Raw genomic sequence first — 21,759 nt, 5'->3', positions numbered from 1 at the left:
TCACTATCATTCTATGTTTATACTATACTACATTCGTGAATATACAGCTCTTATTACGTACTTATAAGTTGTAATGATAGCGCTTTATTTCTGTTCGAAAATTCGACACAAACTACTAGACTTTTATGATGGAAAGTTTTACAATTGAAATGTGAACAAAATGTGACAGTTTATATTCCATTATAAAAAAAAGGATGGTGTTCATTATGAAAACTGCACAACATGAAACGATTTCAAATCGCGAGTTTTATTTCGTACTATATATGATGTTATTGTATGTTACTGGCTGGGTAATCGATGTAAATGGTTTATTCTTAAGCTCCTACTTTAATTTAGCAGGAGAGATTATGCTTCCATTAGTAGGCGGGATTGTTGGACTGTTCATTATGTCTATTAATAAACAACAAACGAAATAATAATATTACAAAAAGGCAGAAGACGAGCTTCGTTTTCTGCCTTTTTTCTATTTTAGCGTATAATAAAAACATGCAGTATATAAGGAGTGGTAACTATGAAAAAAGTAGAGCAATTATCTTCTCACCTATATCTTATTGATGATTTCGATTTACAGCATAATGAACGAACAGGTACGTACGTTTTATTAGGTGACGATATTACTTTAATTGAAACTTGTGCAGCCCCTTCTCTTCCGTATATTTTAGACGGCTTACAACAATTACATATTGATTTAAACGATGTTAAAAACATTATCGTTACACATGTGCATTTAGATCACGCTGGCGCAGCTGGTTTAATGATGGAACAGTGTCCAAATGCTACGTTATATGTGCATTCTCGTGGTGCTCGTCATATGATTGATCCAACAAAACTTATTTTAGGTGCAAAAGCTGTCTACAAAGAAGATTTCGATAAACTCTTTTACCCAATTCTTCCAATTGAAGAAGAACGTGTTCATATTGTACAACATGGTGATACGTTAAAAATTGCAAAAGACCGCACCCTTACATTTTATGATACACCAGGACATGCGAAGCACCATATTAGCATTCACGATTCATTAACAAACGGGATTTTTACTGGCGATACAATTGGAATTTATTATAGAGAACTCGCAGACGTTGATGTAGAGTTATATCTACCATCAACGTCCCCTTCACAATTCCAACCAGATGCGATGATTGCTTCTAAAAATCACATTCAAAGCATGAATGTAGATACTATTTATTTCGGTCATTACGGCGCATCCTCTCATGTTACAGAAGTATACAATCAATTGGAACATTGGCTACCTATTTTCGTTCAGACTGGTAAGGAAGTCTTTGACAAGTATAATGATTTCGATGAAGCGACTAAAGCTTTACAAACTTTGTTAATGGATAAAATCTCTTCTCATCTTACAAAGTTAAACGTTCCATCAGATCATTCCGTTTATAATATTTTACATTTAGATATAGAAATTAGCGCAATGGGCATTATTGATTATTTCACGAAGCAAGAAAAAGCAAACTCCACTATTAACTAACAGTAAAAGAAGAGATATACAACAGTAGTTATTGTATATCTCTTCTTTTTTTGAATATATTTTGAGTAAAGGATGGTGGAATATAATGCAAAAATTGATGCTATACCTCTGCTTCACATTATTTATCGTCTTATTATTATTTGTAGGAGTAAAAATTCAATTTTATTTAGATACAGATGCACAAGTGAACTTTAACGTTTATCCAAGATTATTCTACTTTACACTCTTCCCTCTTATAGTTGGCATTTTATTACGATTCCTTCAATCTATTAATCGCGAAACGAGTAAACAAAACTGGAGCTTTCAACCGGATAAATTTATTGCTATTACAGTGCCTACACTATTCATTTCCTTTTCCCCAGCACTACTCTTTTCACCACTTGCCGAATACCTACCTTATTTAGTTAATATTATTCTAATAAATACAACTTTTGTTACGATTATTAGTTTAATAGCTGGTTATTCCCTTTTAGATTGTTTTATACAAAAGGACAATGCAACGATGAAAAAATATAATTGAATGCTCTATTTTCTTTTAATAAAGAAAGCTCAAAGCTAAAGCTTTGAGTTTTTTTACTTATCTCACCTTTTCATCTACATACTCCATAAACTGCTCCGCTTTAATAAATCTTTCTTTGTACGCCTCAGGTACTTCTTCTATTTTTATTGCACCAGTTGATTTTATCTTCACTCGTACTATTTCATGTGTCATTAAAGCTTCCATATAGCGATCAAACTCTTCTTGCGTTAATACTTCTTTACTAGATTTATGACCATTTAATTTATCAAAGTATGGTTGAAGGCCCATACTTACCTTTTTCATTTCTTCTCTTTTTGCTGGTGATAATCCATCATAATCTATATTACCGTTCGAATCTCCGTACGCAAGCTTTGCATTAGTTAATTTTTTCAGTTCTTTTGTAAACTCTTCATATTCCTTCGCACCCATTTCATCTTTCGCTTCTGATAATTTTGCATTAAAACGCATATACGTTTCTAATGTCATTGCTCCCGCATGTTTTTTTAAATTCTCAAAAGATCCATATATACCATCCGCCATAATAGATTGGTACGCAAAACCTGTCGTCGGGATTAAAAGAGCTGCTGCAAGTACTCCTGCGATAAGGCGTTTCTTCCTCTTACTCCCGCCGTGCTTCATTTTTATTTGCACGATTACTTTTTCTTTTAAATCCGGCGGGGCAACAATACCCTTTGCTTCTTCTTGTATAGATTCCCTAACTCTACAATCTAAACTCATTTCACATTCCCTACCTCTCCTAAAAAAATTTCTTCTACTTGCTCTTTTTGACGTAGTTTCTTTAATGCCGCATGAATTCTAGATTTCACTGTACCGATTGGAATATGTAATATTTGTGCTACTTCTTCTTGTGAATAATCGTGTAAGTATCTTAAGATAATAACTTGTTTCAATTTATACGGTAATTTATGAATGAGTTCGATTAGTTTTTGGTTTGATATTTTACTTACAACATCGTTAGAAAAATCAATTTGCACTGGCTTTCTTTGCTCTTCTGCTTTTTTTATAATTCGTAGTCGCATCCACCTCTTTCTTCTATAAGAATGAATTTGTTTAATCGCAAGCCCAATTAGCCAAGGGCGAAATGGCTTCTCGCTATCATATTTACGAAGCGATTCATATAGCTGTATGTATACTTCTTGAACGACATCATCTACATCCGTTTTATCTTCAATTAAAAAATGTGCTGTTTTATATACTTCTTGAATCGTTACATCATACAATTCGCTATACGCTTCTTTATTGCCTGATAAAGTTAATTGAATTAAATGTGCGTAATCTATTTCACCCTTCATATTCCAGCCCTCCTTTGTCTTACACTATATATTGGCAGGTAATTCATATTTCGTTCGATTTTTCCGAAAAAGTTTTTTATATAAATTAATATAATGATCCACTGAGTTCATAAGCTTCACTTATAACCACACATAACTATTATATAATTTTCCAATTTCTGATAAAGATTTAAAATAATTTATATAGTCAAATTTAGGAGGACATATAATGAAAGCTATCGTTGTAACGTCGTTCGGTGGTCCTGAAGTGATGAAATATACAGATTTTGATATACCGGCTATTTCAGAAGATCAAGTTTTAATTCGCGTAGTTGCTACTAGTGTAAATTTCGCTGATATTAAATCACGTTATGGCAAAAAAGGAAATAAAGCACTACCTTTTATTCCAGGTATAGATGCCACTGGTATTGTAGAACGTGTCGGTTCTCATGTGAAAAATATTCACCCTGGACAACGTGTCATTGCTTTTCCTCAAAATGGATCTTACGCAGAATACGTTGTTGCAAATGAAAATCTTACTTTCGTATTTCCCCATGAAGTTGACTTTCAAGCTGCAGCCGCTTGTCCAATCGTATCCTTTACAAGCTATAATTTACTCGCAAATGTTGCAAGAATTCAAAAGGGTGAATCTGTACTCATTCATGCAGCTGCTGGCGGGATTGGTACTACCGCAATTCAACTTGCAAAACTATTAGGGGCTAGAACAGTTATCGGTACTATCGGAAGTGAAACGAAAAGAAAAATCGCTTTAGATGCTGGAGCTGATTATGTAATTTGTCATCAAACTGAAGATTTTGTAGAGAAAGTCAATGAGCTGACAAATGGAGAAGGAGTGAATATTATTTTGGACTCTATTTCTGGAACTGTTTCTGAAAGAAGTTTAAACTGCCTTGCTTTTTACGGTCGCCTCGTTCATTTCGGTAATGCTAGCGGTGAAATTGGTAACTTTCAAACGAAAGATTTACATGCAAGTTGCCGCTCTATACTCGGTTTTAGCTTTGGAACCACACGAAAAAAGCGTCCTGAACTGCTCCAAGAAACTGCAAATGAAGTTTTCCGTTATTTGCGTGACGGACGTTTACAAATTAAGGCTACGAAATCTTTTCCACTTCAAGATGCAGGGAAAGCACATGAATGGGTCGAAAGTAGAAAAAGTACAGGGAAAGTAATACTAACTGTTCAGTCCTCTTCCTGAAATGAATACTGGAAACAGAGGTGGCATTCATGGGATCACGAATTATGCATGTTATTATCGCTAACGGTATTGCTGAGAAACTATCTATTCACGATAAGACTTCTTTCTTACTTGGAGCTGTAGCCCCTGATGCTGTTCATTCAAAAAAAGAAAAAGGAACCTCACATTTTTATGCCGGTACAACGAAGAACTATACGAGAAGAATAGATTATGATTCATTTTTTCATAAATATGAATCACATATAGATTCCCCATTTGTTTTAGGCTATTATACCCATCTCATTGCCGATGATAATTGGCTAAGTGGATTTTTTCTATCTTGGCTAAAAAATAGAATAGAGAATGACGAAACTATCGCACCCCTGTACTATAACGATTTTAAATTGTTAAATGCAAAGTTGCTTCATCATTACGATCAAGAACAACAGCTTTTCTCTCTTCTCAATCAAGAGGCTCACATTGTGGATATTGAAGAGGTTTCTAAAGAAAACGTTTTAGCTTTTCGAAAGTATCTTTTTGAAGATATGTTGTATCCAAAGCAACATTTGCATGAAGACTTACAAGTATTTACGTTTGACCAAATCGTTGGCTATATTGAGACAGCGATTGAAAAAGGAGTATTTTTTATTAAACAACTCTCTAATGAAAAATCCACTTCAAAAATTTAATCCCCCTCAAATATATTTGAGGGGGATTTTCACATAGCAATATTATTATTGGTTCTTCTCCATAACCGCAAAATAATTCCCTTCGCTATCAGCAAAGTTAAACACTTTACCAGAAGGCATAGTTACCATTTCTCCAACAGTAACATTTTTGTTTGTTAAATCTGTATATAATTGATCAAGATTTTCTGAGAAGAACATTAAGGACGGTGTACCAAGATTCAATTCTGGGCTCATTTTAGAAATAACTTCTTTATTATGTAATATAATGCTCGTTTCTGCACCGTTAGTCGGAGCAATTTCAATCCATCTCATTCCTTGCTTGTTATCTTCCTCTGCTACTACATGAAACCCTACCTTTTCCGTCCAAAAATTTACTGCCTCATCTTGATTATTTACATATAACATAATTTGTCCTACTTTATGGATCATTACATTTCCCCCTAATGGTTTTTATATTCTATGTAGCTTTCTACAAATACTATCGTTATTCCTTTTGAGTTGGTATGTACTTCTTTGCAAAATTTATCGACTGACTCATCCCATCCAGTTCATCAAAATAATCATTTCTTTCAATCATGTTATATCCGTCGAATCCAATTTTATCTAATACTTTGAAGAATATATCGAAATCTACTTCACCATTCCCTGCTGCGACTTCAATATACTTACTTGAACTATCGCTTTTCACCTTTGTACAATCTTTAATATGAGTTTGTACTATATAATCTTTTAGTAGTAACAAACCTTCTCCCGGATTTTCATTTACATCACTTATTAAATTTGCTGGGTCAAAGTTAACAGCTAGTCCTTTCGAGTTTGCAGTTTCTAAAAATCGTTTTAATACTATTGCTTTTTCAGATCCCGTCTCAATGGCGAAGAAGCCTCCAAATCTGAACGCTAAGTCCCCTATTTCATTACAAACACGTAGCATTTTATCATAGTAGGCACTTTTTTCATCATCTGGAACTTTTCCAATATGAGCTGTTATGATCTTTGCCCCAAGCCCCAAACATCTGTCAGTAATATATTTAAACTGATCTATTGCACTCTCAGCTTCTATTCCCATAATTCCATTTTCTCCAAAACTAATTGCTAATGATGGAATCTTTATTCCATTAAAAGATAAGCTTTTCTTTAAAGCATTCCATTCTACCATTGAGATATTAGCTAAGTTAAAGTTTTTATTCATAGCATATAATTGAATATATTCTAAATCCCATTCCCTTGCTTTTTGTATTCCTTCGTTTACTTCAATATGTTTCGTATTTAAAAACATTCCTAATTTCCTATCCATATGTGTACCTTCTTTTTATTATTTCGTGTCAGTTTAATATTCGACTTTTTTTATATTATTTCCTCGTATAAACCAAATAAATAAACTACCCTTTTTTCGATACTCCCAGTAGAAGCATATATATGATAGGCACATTAAAAACACTAATACAATTCCCATTATCGCTTGTTTACAAACAAAAAAGACGTAACTACAAATAGTTACGCCTTCCCTATCATTTATCTAGGCTTTTTCTTCCCAGTAAATGCTGGTTTCTTTTTCTTTGGTGCTTTCGGTTTCGTTTCTACAAATGATCCCTTGAACATTTCTTGCTTCGTAAATACGATGCCTAGTTTTTTCGCAAATTGTAGTAATTTACGCTCTTCTTGTGGTGTTACAAGAGACACGACAGTTCCTTCTTTACCCATACGTCCAGTACGTCCTGAGCGGTGAATATATTGGTCTACTGTGTCTGGTAACTCTAAATGAATTACGTGTGTTAAATCGTCAATATCGATACCGCGTGCTGCAATATCAGTAGCAAGTAGAATTTCTAATTTCCCTCCGCGGAAAGCACGCATTGTCGCTTCACGCTCTTGTTTACTTGCTTCTGCATGAAGAGCTGCTGCTTTCATTTTACGGAATTTCAATTTCTCAGTAATTTCATCTAAACGGAATGGGTCGTTTAAGAACGCAACTGCTTTTACATCGCCCATATGCATAATTCTTCTTACGTAATCATTTTTTTCGCGTCGCTCACAAATGATATACGTATGCTCAACTAAGCTTTTTGATTCTGCACGTGTTACACGTACTAATTGTGGTTCCACTGCTAAATCACGTGCCGCATCTTCTGCCACTTTTGTCATTGTCGCCGAGAAGAATACTAATTGACGATCGCGCATCGTTGATTTAATTACATCTTGCACTGCGCCCATCATTTTTTGCTTTACAATTTGATCAAACTCATCAAATACAATTGTTTTTACTTCATGCATTTTTAGCTTTTTCATACGAATTAATTCTAAAATACGGCCTGGTGAACCGACAATTACTCTTGGGTGTTTCTTTAATTTTTCAACTTGGCGCTTAATATCTGCACCACCAATTAAAGATGCACCTGAAATTTCAGTTCCTGCTGTAAACTTTTGAACCTCTTCATGAATTTGCATTACAAGTTCACGTGTTGGCGCTAAAACAACAACTTGTGGCTGTTTTACTTCAGGATTAATTTTATGTAAAAGGGGTAATAAGTACGCTAATGTTTTTCCTGTTCCAGTTGGAGATTCAGCTATAACGTCTTGTCCTTCTAAAATAGTTGGAATCGCTTGTTTTTGAATTTCAGTTAACTCTTTAAAACCAGCCTTCTCCCAAGCTTGTTGTAAAAATGGTTGCATATCTTTTATCATTTGTTTTTCTCCTTTATCTCTATTTTTGAAGAAAATGCTGTATTGTTCGCACCGTTTCTATCATGTGTGAAATAACAGCTATTAAATCATCAACATGGTCTTCTGTAATCGCTTTTTGAAATAGAACCTCTACCTTATTATGATATGAAATCGCTTGCTTATTATATTCGTATGAAACTTTCTGCATAATCATTCTTTCTTTTCCCCATATAGAACGCATTAATGTTTCAATTTCTTCGCATTTTACTTCTGGTTGTTCTAACGGGAATGAAAATGCTAGCTTCATCTCACAACCTGGTGTAAACTGAGGCACTTCTAGTATTTCACCAGACAAGTTCTTTGCATCCACAGATAATGAAAATGTTGCTTCTACTAATGGTTCAAACGGTTCTGTTAATTGAAATGAGATATGATATATACGACTTAATGAAGCAAGATCCATCATATCTTTTCGATCTGTTACAAGAATATCTCCATGTAGATCAAAATCATACACAGCACCTTCTACGATTACTTTTAAATTGTCAAAAGCAGTTGGATCAAACATAATTTCCTCCAAAAAACAGGCGCCTTTCGATGGAAAGGCGCCACTTGATGTATATATAGTTTACAGATAAACGAGATGAATTACAACCTTTTAGAATAAACCTACTGCTTTTCCATCTTCATTTACATCCATTTGAAGTGCTGCTGGCTGTTTTGGAAGACCTGGCATTGTTAACATTGTACCTGTTAACGCAACGATAAAGCCTGCACCGATAGATGGTTTTAGCTCACGAATTGTAACGATAAAGTCAGATGGACGACCTAATTTTGTTGCATCGTCAGAAAGAGAGTATTGTGTTTTCGCCATACAAACTGGTAGATTACTCCAACCTTCTCCTTCATATTGAGCTAATTGCTTACGTGCTTTCGGAGCAAATTCAATATCTTTTGCGCCATATACTTTTTGAGCAATTGTACGAATTTTTTCTTCTAATGGTAATTCTAATTCATAAAGTGGTGCGTAGTTGTTTTCACCTTTTTCGATTTCTTTTAGTACTTTTTCAGCAAGATCAACTCCGCCTTGGCCACCTTTCTCCCAAACTTCTGTTAAGGATACTGCATAGCCACGCTCATTACACCACTCTTGTAAGTATGTAACTTCTGCATCTGTATCTGTAATGAATTTATTAATTGCAATTACGAAAGGCACACCGAAGCTTTGAATTGTTTCAACATGCTTCTGTAAGTTTTCCATACCTTTTGCTAATGCATCTACATTTTCTTCTTTTAATTGATCTTTTGCAACGCCGCCATGCATTTTAAGCGCACGAATCGTCGCAACAATAACAACTGCTTCTGGTTTAATGCCAGCTGCACGAGCTTTAATATCTAAAAACTTCTCAGCGCCTAAATCAGCACCGAATCCAGCCTCTGTAATAACATAATCACCTAATTTTGCTGCCATTGTCGTAGCGATAACACTGTTACAACCGTGAGCAATATTCGCAAATGGTCCGCCATGAATAATAGCTGGTGTATTTTCTAACGTTTGTACTAAGTTCGGTTTTAATGCGTCTTTTAATAATAGTGTCAAAGCACCTTCTACACCTAAGTCTTTAACCGTTACAGGTTGATTTGCAAAGTTATAAGCAACTACGATGCGAGATAGACGCGCTTTTAAGTCTTGAATATCTGTTGCAAGGCAGAACACGGCCATAATTTCAGATGCTACTGTAATGTCAAAACCGTCTTCACGTGGTACACCTTGTACAGGTCCACCAAGACCAATTACTACGTTACGAAGGGCACGATCATTTAAGTCAACACAGCGTTTCCAAACGATTTTACGTGTATCAATTCCAAGTGTGTTTCCTTGTTGGATATGATTATCAATAAACGCTGCTAATGCGTTATTGGCAGTTGTGATCGCATGGATATCTCCAGTAAAGTGAAGGTTAATGTCTTCCATTGGTACGACTTGTGAAAAACCGCCACCTGCTGCTCCGCCTTTTAATCCCATCGTTGGTCCAAGAGATGGTTCACGAAGTGCAATTACTGTTTTCTTACCAATTTTGTTAAAAGCTTGACCTAAACCAACTGTTACTGTTGATTTACCTTCTCCAGCTGGAGTTGGGTTAATCGCTGTTACTAAAACAACTTTACCGTCTTTCTCATCTTGTAAGCGCTTAAAAATATCAAGAGATAACTTACCTTTATAATGACCGTATGGCTCTAATTCATCTTCTAAAATATTTAAATCAGCTGCAATTTCTTGAATCTTCTTCATACTCGCTTCTTGTGCGATTTCAATATCGGATTTCACTGTTGTAGTAGTTGTCATATACCCTAGTCCCCCTTTAATTGGTTCTGATGATATTGTATCAGTTTTTTGTATTTTCTGCACTTATTTACCTCCTAAAAATTCTTTCATTTCTTTATACGTTTTTTAACATAAATACCCATAAGAATGTTAACGATTGTTGCAACTCTGTAGGTAGTTGACCTAACATCTTCTCATTTACTCCGCGCTTATATACGCCGATGCCATCTACAACTTCAAAACCTTGTTCTTTCGCTAACTGTTCAAATTCCCAAGGCATCATTGTATTACAAACAACGTCTTTTCCGTACAAGCGAGGATAACTGTTCTCTCGTGGCTTTGCTGTCGGTCCTAAAATTGCAATACATGCATATCCATCTTTCTTTAACACACGCTTTATTTCATTTAATGCTCGTAATGGCTCTTCCGTCCATTCTAAAGAATTAATTGCCATAATTGATTCAAATTGCTCATTTTCAAATGGTAATGCAGAAAGATCTCCTTTTATAAAAGATAAATTTGGTCCTTCTCCGCGCTCCTTACCTTTTTGAATCATCACTTCCGATAAATCTACTCCCACTGCTTTATAGCCTGCGCGACTTAATTTATATGTACCGTACCCATCACCGCATCCAACATCGAGCACTTGTGCGTCTTTCTTCACATACTGTTCAAAAAACGGAATAATTGTGCTCCTACTCCCGCTATCCCACATCTCTTGACTATTTTGATTCCAAAACTCCGCACTACTATCCCATTTCTTTTCTGCTGATTCATGCCAATTAAATTTCGTCATACATTCCCCTACCTTCACGCTTTATCACTCATTTCATTCTACATCATTTTCCAAAATTCCTGTTTTATCCCGCTTGCAGTAAGACACCTACCTCAAAATTCAATGGATGCGGATCAGTTAATGGGAGAGAACTGCTCATAAAAATCCAATTGTTGCTGGCTGATAATCAGTCCTAGTGGAAAAAATCCCACACTTTATCTTCAATAGGAGATGGATATGTTAACGATGGAATGCGTATTCTCCAATTTTTGCTTTACTTGGGTTTAACTCATACTCATGCTCTTCTCATTTTGAAAGATACTATAGATACACCCAATTGAAAGAGAGGGATGTACATGCGAAGAAAGAGAAATCATCATTTTAAAAGTGGTGAAAAAAACGAAGAGTATGCAGCTGAAATATCACCAGCTGGCATTCCAATTAGACATAAGCGTAAAGAAATTGCAAATGAGATAGAAGGTACAAATACCGGTGCAATGGTAGGCTATGTCGCTTTATTTCTTTCGTTATTCTCCATTGCTTTTTATCCAGTTACGCTCGGCTCCCTAGCAATTTTAGTTGGCCTATTAGCTGTCAATTTCGGAGCAAGAACACTTGGATATACAGCCATTGGTTTTGGTAGTTTTTCTGTTTTATTTACTTTACTTTATCCGCTTGCTTTGTCAGCGTTTTAAAAAAACACACCAAGTCATACTTGGTGTGTTCATTCATGATACAACATAATATGACCGCATCCACAACAATGTTTCGCTGTAATTTCTTGAAACACTGGATAATTTTCTTCATCTCGATGCTCAATAAATACTTTTTCAAATCGATACATGTTTGGTGCATATGCCCAATCTTGTTTCGTACGTGCATATAACGTTGAGGAAAAAAACTCCTCACCGCCACAAACAATACATGTGTTCTTCATCAATACCCCTCCTATGCTTGTCTTACTTCATCTATATGAACATAAGCATAAAAAAAAGACCTTCTATTACTAGAAAGTCTTCTCTGAAACAAAAAGAAATGTACCAAACATTCCTACTCCGCTATATTCTTTTGAAACACCAGCTTCTGTTTTAAATGTTTGCTTTACAGTCATAAAGAATACACCATTTCGTGCATCTGTACTTTCAAATTGTAGTTTTTCTTTTTTACCATCTACATTTTGCGTGCATTCAAAACTACTCTCATTACAATTCAACGCATACTTATCCTGTACATACACTTTAAAATCTGATTCTTTCGGACAAGTTATAAGTAATATTGCCACGAGAATAATACTTATAATACCCACAATTGTATAATATTTCTTCATTTGTACTCCTTTCAAATGACAAGAAAACTTGACTTCATACGCCAAGTTTTCTTAGTCAACAACCCATTGCCACTCTTGTTCTTTCTTATCAAAAATGAGCCAACCTGTTTCTGTTGCTTCCTCTTTCAATTCATCGATATTATCTAACACCTCATCCGTACTTTCATACGAACCAACTACATATACCGGAATTTCAAGACCTCTTCTTGACTCAATCTTCCCTGCTAGATCTATGTAAAGACCATCTTCCATGAGTGGAATAAGTCCCATAATCAATTCTTTTGAAATCGCTGGGAAAATTTTTGATTTTTGGAAGAAAGAAAAACGTTTCTTACCGAAAGCACCGAGTTTATACGGAATGACTTTACTTAACATTCCTACAAAATCAGCAATTCTACGATAATACACTTTGTTGTACCATCCGTCATCATGTGAAAAATAAACAAATCGATTTTTCAGTAACGGAAAGAATGTTCTTGCAAGTGGTTCTTTTTTGTGAGCCAAATATAATAATTCTGCAATTTCTTTCGGCTCTAATTCATCTAAATCGCTTGCATCATCAAAATCTACCCAACAAAATTCATCAAATTCATCAATCTCTGCTTGAATTAACTTATGTATATTTTCTTCCTCAACATATTCAAATAAAGTATGATAATGAAAATCCGTCCATTCAAAGTTGTGCTTCAAAAGCAACACTTGATGAAGCGGTGAAGGGATGTTACTCGCAAACTCTTTAAACGTAATTCCTGATGTAATAAAACAATGACCTCGACGATTACCATTAATATATATCATATTCTTTACTTGGTCAGATCCTCCAGACAAAGCACCTAGCCACCTTCGTTTTATATGTTTCAATTCTATAGCATATTTTAACATGAAAAATTTTAGAAACATAGAAAAAACTTCAAAAACTATTTACAATTTCATGTGTTTTATTACATAGTGATTACAAGAAAAAACGCCTGCTCATAAGCAGGCGTTTTTAAAGGATTTCATCAGGGTTTTGAGGATGATGATTTCCCTCTTTCTTTTCTTCTTTTTGGAACATCGATTGAATTTTATCAATTGTTTGTGGAGCTAATTCAATCATTTTTTCTGCTAAATGTGTCGCATTTTGTAGATGCAGAATATTTACTCCATCTTTATTCACCACAAGAAATGCTACTGGTGTAATAGAAACACCACCCGCGCTACCGCCACCAAATGCAGGGTTACCGTTCGCTCTTTGTCCATCATTCGTTTGGAAATCAGAACCTCCTGCTCCAAAACCGAACGCTACTTTAGAAACCGTTAACACTACACCACCGTCAGCCGTTTGAACAGGCTCTCCAACAATCGTATTTACATCGACCATTTCTTTTAAATTTTCCATTGCTGCTTTCATTAACCCTTGAATTGGATGATCCACCGTTCATAACCTCCTTTGTCATATCTTTCCTAGTTTTTCCGAAAGTTTGTGAACTAAACATAAAATTTTATATTGATTTCAAAAAACTCAAGTTGTAATATTTAGAAAAATAAAAAAAGAGGTCGATTCGTTATGATGCGAAAATTAACAAAGAAAGATCATGAACAAGTATTCGCTTATCTAAAAGAAGAAGCAGCCCTTAACTTGTTTATTATTGGAGATATTGAAGCTTTCGGTTATGACACAGATTTTCAAGAATTATGGGGAGTATTTAAAGAGAATGGAACATTAAAATCAATTCTACTCCGATTCCACGATTCATTTATACCCTATAGTAAAGAAGAATTTATTACCACTGATTATGAGGCACTTCTTTCCGCATATAAGCCACTTAAACTCTCTGGTAAGTCAACTATCGTAGAACAATTTGAAACTGCTTCAAATATACAACTAGGTACTAAAAATGAAATGTATTTTTGCGAATGTCTAAATGACAACAACTTACCTAGCACACCAATTCATGAAACAATTAAACTTGCCTCACTAGATGATATAGAACGAATTATGAAATTACGAAGTGACATCGCTGAATTTCCGACTACCAATGAATCAGAGAAAATATTAAGGCAGGCTATCGAAACAAATACAGGACGCACATACTATATTGAAAAAGATGGCGTGATCATCGCATCCGCCTCTACTTCCGCTGAAAATTCATTATCCGCTATGGTAGGACAGGCGAGTTAATTCACCCGAGGCAGGACAAGCCTCACAAGGTCAAGCTGAATGGTTGTCTATGACAGAAACAATATTCTCACAAGAGACCACTTTCTAGGTTACTCACAAGTAGCCTATGGAGGTGGTCTTTTTGTGCGTACTCAAGGGGGAAACTAAATGGCACTACTTAGATTTATGGTTAAGGATTACCTAGAGGATAAAGAACTCAGTGGGCTAGCTCCTAGGACAATACAGAGCTACGGAGATACACTCAATGAGTTTTCTCGCTGGCTCGTTGCTGAGAAGGAGATCATTAACATCGAGGATATTACTCCACAAATTATAAAGGGCTACCTCCTCTACTGTTCCAAGGAGAGAGGAAACACAGTAATTACTCGTAATGGTAAGCTTCAGCACTTGAAAACATTCTTTAGATACCTAGAGGATGAGGACATTATAGAGATCCGTAGCAATCCCACTAACAAGATTAAGCCTGCTAAGACGGACAAGGCCATCAAGGTGCACTCCGATGAACAGATTAAGCAAATGCTTAGATACTACAGGAGGATGCGCTCTCGAGAAAACACGTTGTATAGCTACAGAGGTCATACCATAATAGTCGTCCTTGCAGGTACAGGCATAAGACTAGGCGAGCTGGTATCCATGAGGTGGGATTACGTAGATCTACTCAATAAGACTATCACTATCTTCGGGAAGAATCGTAAGAGCCTGTCTACTCCGTTAACGGATAAGGTAGCTCGGGAGTTGTACGAGTGGAGATTATTCTGTGAGAAGTACTACATTAAGTTGCCTGCTCATGTGTTTAATGACCACAGAGGTAATCCACTCACAGTGAACGCTGTCAAGTTAATGTTCACCAGATTGTCTTCACGCATGGGTTTCAAAACTACAGCTCACATGTTTAGGCATACCTATGCGAGCAACTGTTTAAGAGCTGGCATGGATATATACACCTTGAGTAAGCTTATGCATCACTCCCAGATAAGAACTACTGAAGTTTACCTACATGCTTTCGGTAACTCGTTAGCTGAATCCAATGATAAGTATAACCCTCTCAATAGGTTCGACCTATAAGTAAACACAAAAGAGTCCTGCTCTAGTTTGGCGGCCAGACAGGACTCTTTCACAAAATAACTATGGAGCTATTTGCTTATATTGTACTATCCTAAGGTACACTCTGCAAGTAACTCCTATTAAGGAGATTATTTACTATGAAGGAACTACGAAAATACCAATCTTTTAATTCAATTACTGAGATGGACAATTCTATTAGTGAATACCTGTCAGCGTACAAACTTAAAGAATCAGAGTACACAGTGTTATGGAAGCTTGCTTGTTACTCATGCAAATTCATAGGAGTTAGCTACCTCAAAGTAGACTCTTTAGCTGATCTCACAGGTTACTCTAAGCGCACTATACAGCGTGCTCTCAAGGGTTTATCTGATTTAGGAATCATTACTCGTATCAACCAATTCAAGCCTGTTAAAGGTGGATATAGCGCTTCAATAACAGTGATCAATCCCTATGAGAGTCACCTTGTTAAGTCACCTTGCGAGGAAGCTGCAGAGCCTACTCCTGAGTACATTGAGGAGCATCCTTCTCATACAGATACAATTACTTACAAAACTAAAAGCTCTAAAGATAATACATACGTAGACGATCTAGGCATAGATGACTTAATTGCTGCTGATGTTCCTACCGAGTTCGCTAGCTTGGCTATCTCCTGCTTTGATGCAACTGAGGTGTACAAACTATGGAGTCGTGTTCAATTGGCTGCTCGAAAGTACGCACCCGATTTAGTTAATACTGTAGAGGTAGCTATCTCAGGGTTACGAGCTAGCATTCTTGCTAGCAAATCTAAACGTGTACGTGATTTTAATGGTTATTTCTATGGAGTTCTGGCTCAGAAGTTATCTACTGCTCAGCGATCTCTTAAATGCAAACTTTTCAACTTCCTTCAGTAGGATTACTGTAAGTAATATTCCCTCCTATCTGGTTGCTGTCTTATAGCTCTTTAACATAGAAGGTATCTCTATTTAGCTATGCCCGATTGATTACTAGGGGTGTCATTACATCTGGTTCTTGTACGATGATCAAATTTAGAGATAGTCCTCGGTGTGTTGTGTCTAACGGTCTGGCAACTGATTAGGTATATGCTCGATTGAATGCCATATGATGTAAAATAACATCTCCATTTTCGAGCCACCTCATAAAACGAAGCTCTATTTTCCCTTGTATGAGTTTTTATTATCCAACTTATTACGTTTGCACCTAAACAAGTTATTTAACGTGTAATAAGCTCGTACGCACTCTAAATAGCTTTACACTTATTCAAGCTTACTTTGGCAACCCAAAATAGATAGATAATATAATTGGTTGTAAGGATAAATTGTGAGTCAAAGAAATGGATTTAAAAAACTTTCATAAAAGCATTGACGGTTCTAGAACTTTTAATTAATATATAATTAAGCCACTCAGGGAATGAGGTGAGCAAGGAAATTGGAAAGTAAGCAACAAAAGTTTTACGGCAAAGTCAAAGACTTCTATGAACTGGAATCCATCGAGGATGCTAAGAGGTTTTATACAGCTTTTAATCAACTCAACAAGATTAACACAGTAGATAAAGCTAATAAGATCGATAAAATGTTAACTCGAATGTATGCTGGCAAGAAGTTAACCGACTAACCTAGAACTATACAAAACAAAATAGCCCTACTCGGTAGTTATACTTTGGCGAGTATACCGAACAAGGCTACGCAATTCAGTCGAACCTATAAGGCTCTTTCCTCCCTATATTATCACGAGCAGGAATAGCTGTAAAGGTTCGACCCCACAGGAGGCGAATAAGTTGAAACCTAAAGAGTGGGTTACATCAACCTTGGTAGCTGGCGGTAGTATAAGCTTTCTTTGCGCAGCCGGTTACATCGTTTCACTCATGATTGTACACCTGTAAGTATTACCTATCTCGTGTAAACAAATAAAAACTAAAGGGAGAGATTTTTTATGACAACAAATACTATTCAACCAACTAATTTAGATATCGCTATGGAGGAGATCGATACTTTAGTGTCCAACTTCCAAGACTCACTATCTCGTATCACTAATAAAGTTTGCAAAGTAGATACATTCCAACTAGGCCTTACGTATGTAGTTATCTTACGAGCTGGCAAAATCTCTAAAACTCTTAGTTTTAATTTAAACGAAATAACTGAGGAGGAATACCAATGAAAAAACGAACGGTTGTTTTCCTGTCCAGTATTATCCTACTTAGCGCCTGCAACAGTTCAACAATCTCCGAAGAGGAATACAATTCCTTAGAGGAAGGGATGACACTCTCAGAGGTTGCTGATCTTGTGGGCGGCAACGGAGAGCGTACCAGCTCTAACGGCTACACAGACGTAACCTACGATGGTGACGGTGAGGAAACTGGCGAGATTGACTTCGCAGTCATGATATTCGAAAAGGGGAAACTAAGAGTGTGGGATCGAGAAGATAATAACTAAGGGGGACGAAACTAAAACCTCTAGGACACTCCCCCTCGGGCTGACTCTCATCGAGTCGGCTCTTTTGTTTTTCCTCATCGATATCATTACGGTAATTGAAATTATAATTTGTGCACTCGTTGAAACCAATTAGATAACTCTTGGGCTTGATGTTTATCTAACACAAACCCCTTTTCCATCCCCTTCGATTCAATTTCAATAGCGAGATAGTCATCTCTCAAAGGACGAACTCTCAACGAATCTCCTCCAAGATCTAACACCTCAGCCATCTCTCCATCACTTAAGATTCTCACAAATTCACGAGATCTTCCACCCGAGAATATACAATGGACATAACGTCTGTATTCATCCTTAATTGTAAAATAAATTGAACCTAAGATAAACTCTACTTCTAGAGTTTGATTTAAAGTGTCTTTATATTTCAGCATAGTTATCATCTTATCACCACCTCTCATAAATGATTATAGAGTCGTCACCCAACAAAGGGAATACCCTATGTGAGATTGGTCTACCGGGGTAATACCCTATGTTACAAATGTGTATTTTATCTGAAGGGTTACCTCTCACAGGCACACCCTCCCCTATGGACATAAAAAAATGAGACAACCTAAAACGGCTATCTTGTTAGCATCCCTATCGTGAATAGTATGGGGAGTAATAATGCTAAACTCTGCAACCCAAACCATATAGAGCCAGCTAAAACTATATACGTTAGAGCTATAAACAAATACAATCTCCACCTGTGAGATCGACTCTCTAGGTCTAATTTACTTAGCCTCGACTTTTTCTGTGGTACACTCATTAGTTTTACCTTCCTTTTTGTCTGTTTGTAACCCTTTAGGCGACCGACCTATGAGAGTGCCACCTCTGCAGCTACAGCATTACATCGAGTACAGCATAGAAGTTACCCAAGCAACCAAGCACTACTCTCTAGCCAGATATCTCACCAAGTAGAGCTCGCTTGCCCCACTTAGCCAGCTTCACTTCAACCACTGTAGCCATATTAATGACCTCCCTCTAAGATTACTAGTTCTTTGTTGGATTCAAAATACTTTCTTGATACCTTACGAGTACGAACGCTGTTGAGCGTTCCTCCTAGTGGCTCGATAGACTCCCTCACTAACCTCTCTGTGTTTCCTCTCAGTTGGACTGCAGCCAATACTGGGTTACCCTTCATAGCCACACACTGTTGAGTTTCCATATGTTCGCCGTTCTCAATAAAGTTAACATTCACTTGGTAGTAATTCATCGTCTAACACCCCTTTTCTGTAGGTTAAGGTCTCGCTTGCCTTCTCTGGAGAGTGCGTGTCTTTTGTATTCAATCTCGCTTACTTCTCTAGGAGTAACACTAATGAGATCGCACTGAGTAATAACGAATGCTTTCTCGTATGCTCGTTTGGTTGCCACTGAGTAGGCTTCCATCGTCTCGTTGATATCGTCCTCAGTTTGGAACATACGGTTATCTAGGAATCTCTCATTGTTTTGCTTGTAAGCTACCTCTATACAAAAGTAATTCATTGTCCATCTCTCCTTTTAATAACCAAGGAGACCGAAGTCTCCTTAGTATTTTCTAATTGATTGTTGTAAACCTGTGTAGTCCATTCCGCTCACGCCTTGCTCATAAGCTGTTCTTGCGACTCTCTGCTCTACAGTGCTTCTTAAAGCATCTCCGTCTACATCTACAGTGCCATTAACATTATGCTCGTGCTTGTGGGTAACTGTGATAGCCGTCTTTCCTCCGGTGAATGCCTCCAAGCCTGTACCTGCTAGAGCTACATTAGCCTCTTTAGCTACACCTCGGAAAGCACCTCCTACAGCACGCTCCATAGCTGATACCTGAGTTAGCGCTGCCTCGTACCAAGTAGGGAAGAATGCTTCACCTGATTTGTCTAGGTCACTAAGTGGACCTTTCTTCGCAGGAGAGAACGGTAAGTAAGCTCGGATGTTTTTCATTCCTCTAGCTACCGCATCAGCAGCATCCCAGAAGCCTGATGTGATACCGCTAGTAAACTCTGAAAGCAATCCTTTACCTGATCTATAGAAGTCCTTAAACCACCCAGTGAACTTGTCTACTATATTTCTCATTCCATCAGATACTTTCCATTTAGCATCGTCAAACCCTTGAGTAAGGCCATCCTTAAACCACTTCATCATATCCTTGGCAGCGTCACCCATAGAGCTAGCTTTGTCTTTAGCAGATTGAACAAGATCGTCCCACTTCTGACGAGCGTCACTAACCATCTGTCTCAATTTGTTTTCTACGTCAGTCTTCATCTGCTCGTATTTATCTATAGCTCCTTGCTTCATCTCTTGAGCTTTGTTTTTAACACTGTTAGCCATATCAGTCCACTTCTTGGCATTATCGTTGAGGATGTCTTGTAGTTTTCGGATAGCTTCTTGTTTTAACTCCTCATACTTCTCAACGACTTTATCTTTCATCTCCTGAGCTTTCTGTTTAGCATGGTCTACAGTCTCGTTCCATTTCTGCTTAGTTTCATTCCACCACTTCTTAACAGCATCAATCATCTGATCGTGAGCATCACCAATAGCCTTAGTCATTCCGTTCCAAGCATCCTTAACCTTGTCCCATAACTCCTGAGCATACTTCTTAACCTCATCCCAGTTTTGATACAAGAGAACACCAATAGCAATTACCGCTGCAATAGCTGCTACCACCCAGAACCAAGGAGAAGCCAACAGCGTCATACTCAACCGACCTAGCAACTTGATAGCGTCAAGTATCCACGAACCAAACAATTTACCTATCTCAATTACCTTATTGATAGCCTTTCCTGTATCATCAATCCATGTAGCTACACTAATAAGAATGCTGAATGTTTTAAACCCTGCCCAGAGAGCAGCTACTAGAGGGATTAACCAATTAGCATTATCTACTACGAACTGGATAGCATCGCTCACTAGACCTAAAGCAGTATTAAGAGCGCCTGACTCCCTAGCCCACTCCATGAATCTATTAGCTAACTCGAATACTTGTATAGATACTGGCGCTAACGCTTGGATGATATCCCACAGAGTTAACACTAAGTTGCCTATGAATTGCATAATGACTGGCGTACTCGTCTTAACAAAATTAACGAAGTCTTGGAAGGCTGTATTCGATTGTAACCCTGCTGCCCAGTTAGCGAACTTCTGAGTCAGATCTACCATGCCATTCCCTAAGTCCATACCTAGTGGAGTGAATGCTATCATGATGTCGCTGAACCCCTTGAGGATATTACCGGCAGATTTCATTACCATTTCGAACATCGGAACCGCGAAGGTATTCATATGCTCGAAGAACTTATCAGCTTTACCTTGAGTGATACCTTCGTTCATTTTGCCTATCATGTTGGAGAATGATTGTCCGACTCCTTGGAAAGAAGGGAACAATTTAGTCATTGTCAATCGAAGAAAATCTGTGGAGTTAGCTATGAGATTTAACGTAGTAGGAGTCATCTTATTTTCCATCTCTCGCCAAGCATCACTGAGGTTGTTGATAGCTACTACAGCTTTCTTTTCCTCCTCGGTGAGATCTTCCATGATAGCCTGCACCAGAGCCATCTGTTTGGCATAACCTTTGGTGTCACCTGCTATCAGGGCAGCGTTAGCCTTGAGTTGGGCTTCCTCTAATTGGTTTGCTGTCTCTACAGTTTTACTTATGGTAGTAAACGCTAGAGCACCAAACCCAGCAGCCGCTATACCGGCAGTACCGAATAGAGAGGCGATTGCTCCTAATCCACCCAACAGAGCTGGAGTCATTGCACTTGCCGCTATCGTGATTCCACCTATGATGGCTGCCATCTTCTTGGCTTCTGATGAGGTTTGTCTAAACTGAC

General features: G+C 37.2%; 25 protein-coding genes and 1 pseudogene. 12 read left to right on the top strand and 14 right to left on the bottom strand.

What is annotated here, in order from left to right; translation table 11 throughout:
- Positions 1-206 precede the first annotated feature (206 nt).
- From GD442_RS10075 to GD442_RS10065, 3 genes are all read left to right on the top strand, one after another.
- A complete protein-coding gene (locus tag GD442_RS10075; protein ID WP_000844984.1) occupies positions 207-416 on the top strand; it encodes a DUF3925 domain-containing protein in 210 nt (69 codons plus the stop codon).
- A 95-nt stretch (positions 417-511) separates the two neighbouring features.
- Complete coding sequence (locus GD442_RS10070) at positions 512-1,483, top strand: MBL fold metallo-hydrolase (protein WP_000754978.1); 972 nt, start codon at positions 512-514, stop codon at positions 1,481-1,483.
- Positions 1,484-1,568: 85 nt separating this feature from the next.
- The gene (locus tag GD442_RS10065; protein WP_001170914.1) at positions 1,569-2,003 is read left to right on the top strand and encodes a hypothetical protein; all 435 of its coding nucleotides are present in this window, start codon (positions 1,569-1,571) and stop codon (positions 2,001-2,003) included.
- Positions 2,004-2,060: 57 nt separating this feature from the next.
- Here the strand turns inward: GD442_RS10065 and GD442_RS10060 are convergent, their stop codons facing one another.
- A complete protein-coding gene (locus GD442_RS10060; RefSeq protein WP_000050672.1) occupies positions 2,061-2,741 on the bottom strand; it encodes a DUF3600 domain-containing protein in 681 nt (226 codons plus the stop codon).
- The gene (locus GD442_RS10055) at positions 2,738-3,316 is read right to left on the bottom strand and encodes a sigma-70 family RNA polymerase sigma factor (RefSeq protein ID WP_000675556.1); all 579 of its coding nucleotides are present in this window, start codon (positions 3,314-3,316) and stop codon (positions 2,738-2,740) included. Before GD442_RS10055 ends, GD442_RS10060 begins: the two co-directional genes overlap by 4 nt.
- Before the next feature lie 208 nt (positions 3,317-3,524).
- Between GD442_RS10055 and GD442_RS10050 the strand changes: the two genes are divergently transcribed.
- Complete coding sequence (locus GD442_RS10050) at positions 3,525-4,511, top strand: quinone oxidoreductase family protein (protein WP_071740439.1); 987 nt, start codon at positions 3,525-3,527, stop codon at positions 4,509-4,511.
- Positions 4,512-4,540: 29 nt separating this feature from the next.
- Entirely contained in the window at positions 4,541-5,179 is a 639-nt protein-coding gene (locus GD442_RS10045; RefSeq protein ID WP_000535622.1) for a hypothetical protein, read from the top strand.
- A 45-nt stretch (positions 5,180-5,224) separates the two neighbouring features.
- On the opposite strand, the gene GD442_RS10040 is transcribed toward GD442_RS10045, so the two are convergent.
- The 6 genes from GD442_RS10040 to GD442_RS10015 all read right to left on the bottom strand — a co-directional run bounded on the left by GD442_RS10040 (position 5,225) and on the right by GD442_RS10015 (position 10,962).
- Complete coding sequence (locus GD442_RS10040) at positions 5,225-5,608, bottom strand: VOC family protein (protein ID WP_000581478.1); 384 nt, start codon at positions 5,606-5,608, stop codon at positions 5,225-5,227.
- A 55-nt stretch (positions 5,609-5,663) separates the two neighbouring features.
- The gene (locus GD442_RS10035; RefSeq protein WP_000375202.1) at positions 5,664-6,473 is read right to left on the bottom strand and encodes a sugar phosphate isomerase/epimerase family protein; all 810 of its coding nucleotides are present in this window, start codon (positions 6,471-6,473) and stop codon (positions 5,664-5,666) included.
- A gap of 218 nt (positions 6,474-6,691) precedes the next feature.
- Positions 6,692-7,861, bottom strand: coding sequence for a DEAD/DEAH box helicase (locus tag GD442_RS10030; protein ID WP_000588619.1), 1,170 nt, complete (start codon positions 7,859-7,861; stop codon positions 6,692-6,694).
- A 19-nt stretch (positions 7,862-7,880) separates the two neighbouring features.
- Positions 7,881-8,408 (bottom strand): hypothetical protein, encoded by a 528-nt coding sequence (locus tag GD442_RS10025; protein WP_000460219.1) that lies wholly within the window; start codon positions 8,406-8,408, stop codon positions 7,881-7,883.
- A gap of 90 nt (positions 8,409-8,498) precedes the next feature.
- Entirely contained in the window at positions 8,499-10,187 is a 1,689-nt protein-coding gene (locus GD442_RS10020; protein ID WP_014482011.1) for a formate--tetrahydrofolate ligase, read from the bottom strand.
- Positions 10,188-10,281: 94 nt separating this feature from the next.
- Positions 10,282-10,962, bottom strand: a complete 681-nt coding sequence (locus tag GD442_RS10015) for a class I SAM-dependent methyltransferase (RefSeq protein WP_000160025.1) — start codon at positions 10,960-10,962, stop codon at positions 10,282-10,284.
- Between the two features lie 335 nt (positions 10,963-11,297).
- On the opposite strand from GD442_RS10015, the gene GD442_RS10010 reads away from it, so the two are divergent.
- The gene (locus GD442_RS10010; protein WP_001253201.1) at positions 11,298-11,636 is read left to right on the top strand and encodes a hypothetical protein; all 339 of its coding nucleotides are present in this window, start codon (positions 11,298-11,300) and stop codon (positions 11,634-11,636) included.
- Between the two features lie 29 nt (positions 11,637-11,665).
- Here the strand turns inward: GD442_RS10010 and GD442_RS10005 are convergent, their stop codons facing one another.
- The 4 genes from GD442_RS10005 to ytfJ form a co-directional block, all read right to left on the bottom strand.
- Positions 11,666-11,878, bottom strand: a complete 213-nt coding sequence (locus GD442_RS10005) for a hypothetical protein (RefSeq protein ID WP_000798747.1) — start codon at positions 11,876-11,878, stop codon at positions 11,666-11,668.
- A 69-nt stretch (positions 11,879-11,947) separates the two neighbouring features.
- Positions 11,948-12,268: a hypothetical protein gene (locus GD442_RS10000; protein ID WP_000761174.1), complete on the bottom strand. Its 321-nt coding sequence runs from the start codon at positions 12,266-12,268 to the stop codon at positions 11,948-11,950.
- Between the two features lie 51 nt (positions 12,269-12,319).
- Positions 12,320-13,096 carry an oxalate:formate antiporter gene (locus tag GD442_RS09995; RefSeq protein ID WP_000014087.1) on the bottom strand — a complete coding sequence of 259 codons (777 nt, stop codon included), beginning with the start codon at positions 13,094-13,096 and terminating at the stop codon, positions 12,320-12,322.
- A gap of 160 nt (positions 13,097-13,256) precedes the next feature.
- Complete coding sequence (gene ytfJ / locus GD442_RS09990; protein WP_000349991.1) at positions 13,257-13,682, bottom strand: GerW family sporulation protein; 426 nt, start codon at positions 13,680-13,682, stop codon at positions 13,257-13,259.
- A gap of 132 nt (positions 13,683-13,814) precedes the next feature.
- Between ytfJ and GD442_RS09985 the strand changes: the two are divergent.
- The 6 genes and pseudogenes from GD442_RS09985 to GD442_RS09960 form a co-directional block, all read left to right on the top strand.
- A pseudogene (locus tag GD442_RS09985) lies at positions 13,815-14,414 on the top strand (GNAT family N-acetyltransferase); the annotation flags it as partial.
- Positions 14,415-14,576: 162 nt separating this feature from the next.
- Positions 14,577-15,494: a tyrosine-type recombinase/integrase gene (locus GD442_RS09980; RefSeq protein WP_159365093.1), complete on the top strand. Its 918-nt coding sequence runs from the start codon at positions 14,577-14,579 to the stop codon at positions 15,492-15,494.
- A 137-nt stretch (positions 15,495-15,631) separates the two neighbouring features.
- Positions 15,632-16,384, top strand: coding sequence for a helix-turn-helix domain-containing protein (locus GD442_RS09975; protein WP_159365092.1), 753 nt, complete (start codon positions 15,632-15,634; stop codon positions 16,382-16,384).
- Positions 16,385-16,919: 535 nt separating this feature from the next.
- On the top strand, positions 16,920-17,105 hold the full coding sequence (locus GD442_RS09970) for a hypothetical protein (protein WP_000444252.1): 186 nt from the start codon (positions 16,920-16,922) through the stop codon (positions 17,103-17,105).
- Between the two features lie 318 nt (positions 17,106-17,423).
- The gene (locus GD442_RS09965; RefSeq protein WP_000210744.1) at positions 17,424-17,648 is read left to right on the top strand and encodes a hypothetical protein; all 225 of its coding nucleotides are present in this window, start codon (positions 17,424-17,426) and stop codon (positions 17,646-17,648) included.
- A complete protein-coding gene (locus tag GD442_RS09960) occupies positions 17,645-17,923 on the top strand; it encodes a hypothetical protein (protein WP_159365091.1) in 279 nt (92 codons plus the stop codon). Before GD442_RS09965 ends, GD442_RS09960 begins: the two co-directional genes overlap by 4 nt.
- Before the next feature lie 101 nt (positions 17,924-18,024).
- Here GD442_RS09960 and GD442_RS09955 read toward each other — a convergent pair whose 3' ends face one another.
- Together GD442_RS09955 and GD442_RS09950 are read right to left on the bottom strand one after the other, a co-directional pair.
- Positions 18,025-18,360: a hypothetical protein gene (locus GD442_RS09955; protein WP_089607413.1), complete on the bottom strand. Its 336-nt coding sequence runs from the start codon at positions 18,358-18,360 to the stop codon at positions 18,025-18,027.
- Positions 18,361-19,483: 1,123 nt separating this feature from the next.
- Positions 19,484-21,724 (bottom strand): phage tail tape measure protein, encoded by a 2,241-nt coding sequence (locus GD442_RS09950; RefSeq protein WP_236582430.1) that lies wholly within the window; start codon positions 21,722-21,724, stop codon positions 19,484-19,486.
- Positions 21,725-21,759 lie beyond the last annotated feature (35 nt).

The sequence above is a fragment of the Bacillus sp. A260 genome (assembly GCF_009861435.1).
In the GTDB taxonomy this organism is placed as follows: domain Bacteria; phylum Bacillota; class Bacilli; order Bacillales; family Bacillaceae_G; genus Bacillus_A; species Bacillus_A cereus.
This window is presented reverse-complemented; position numbering and strand designations above follow the sequence as displayed.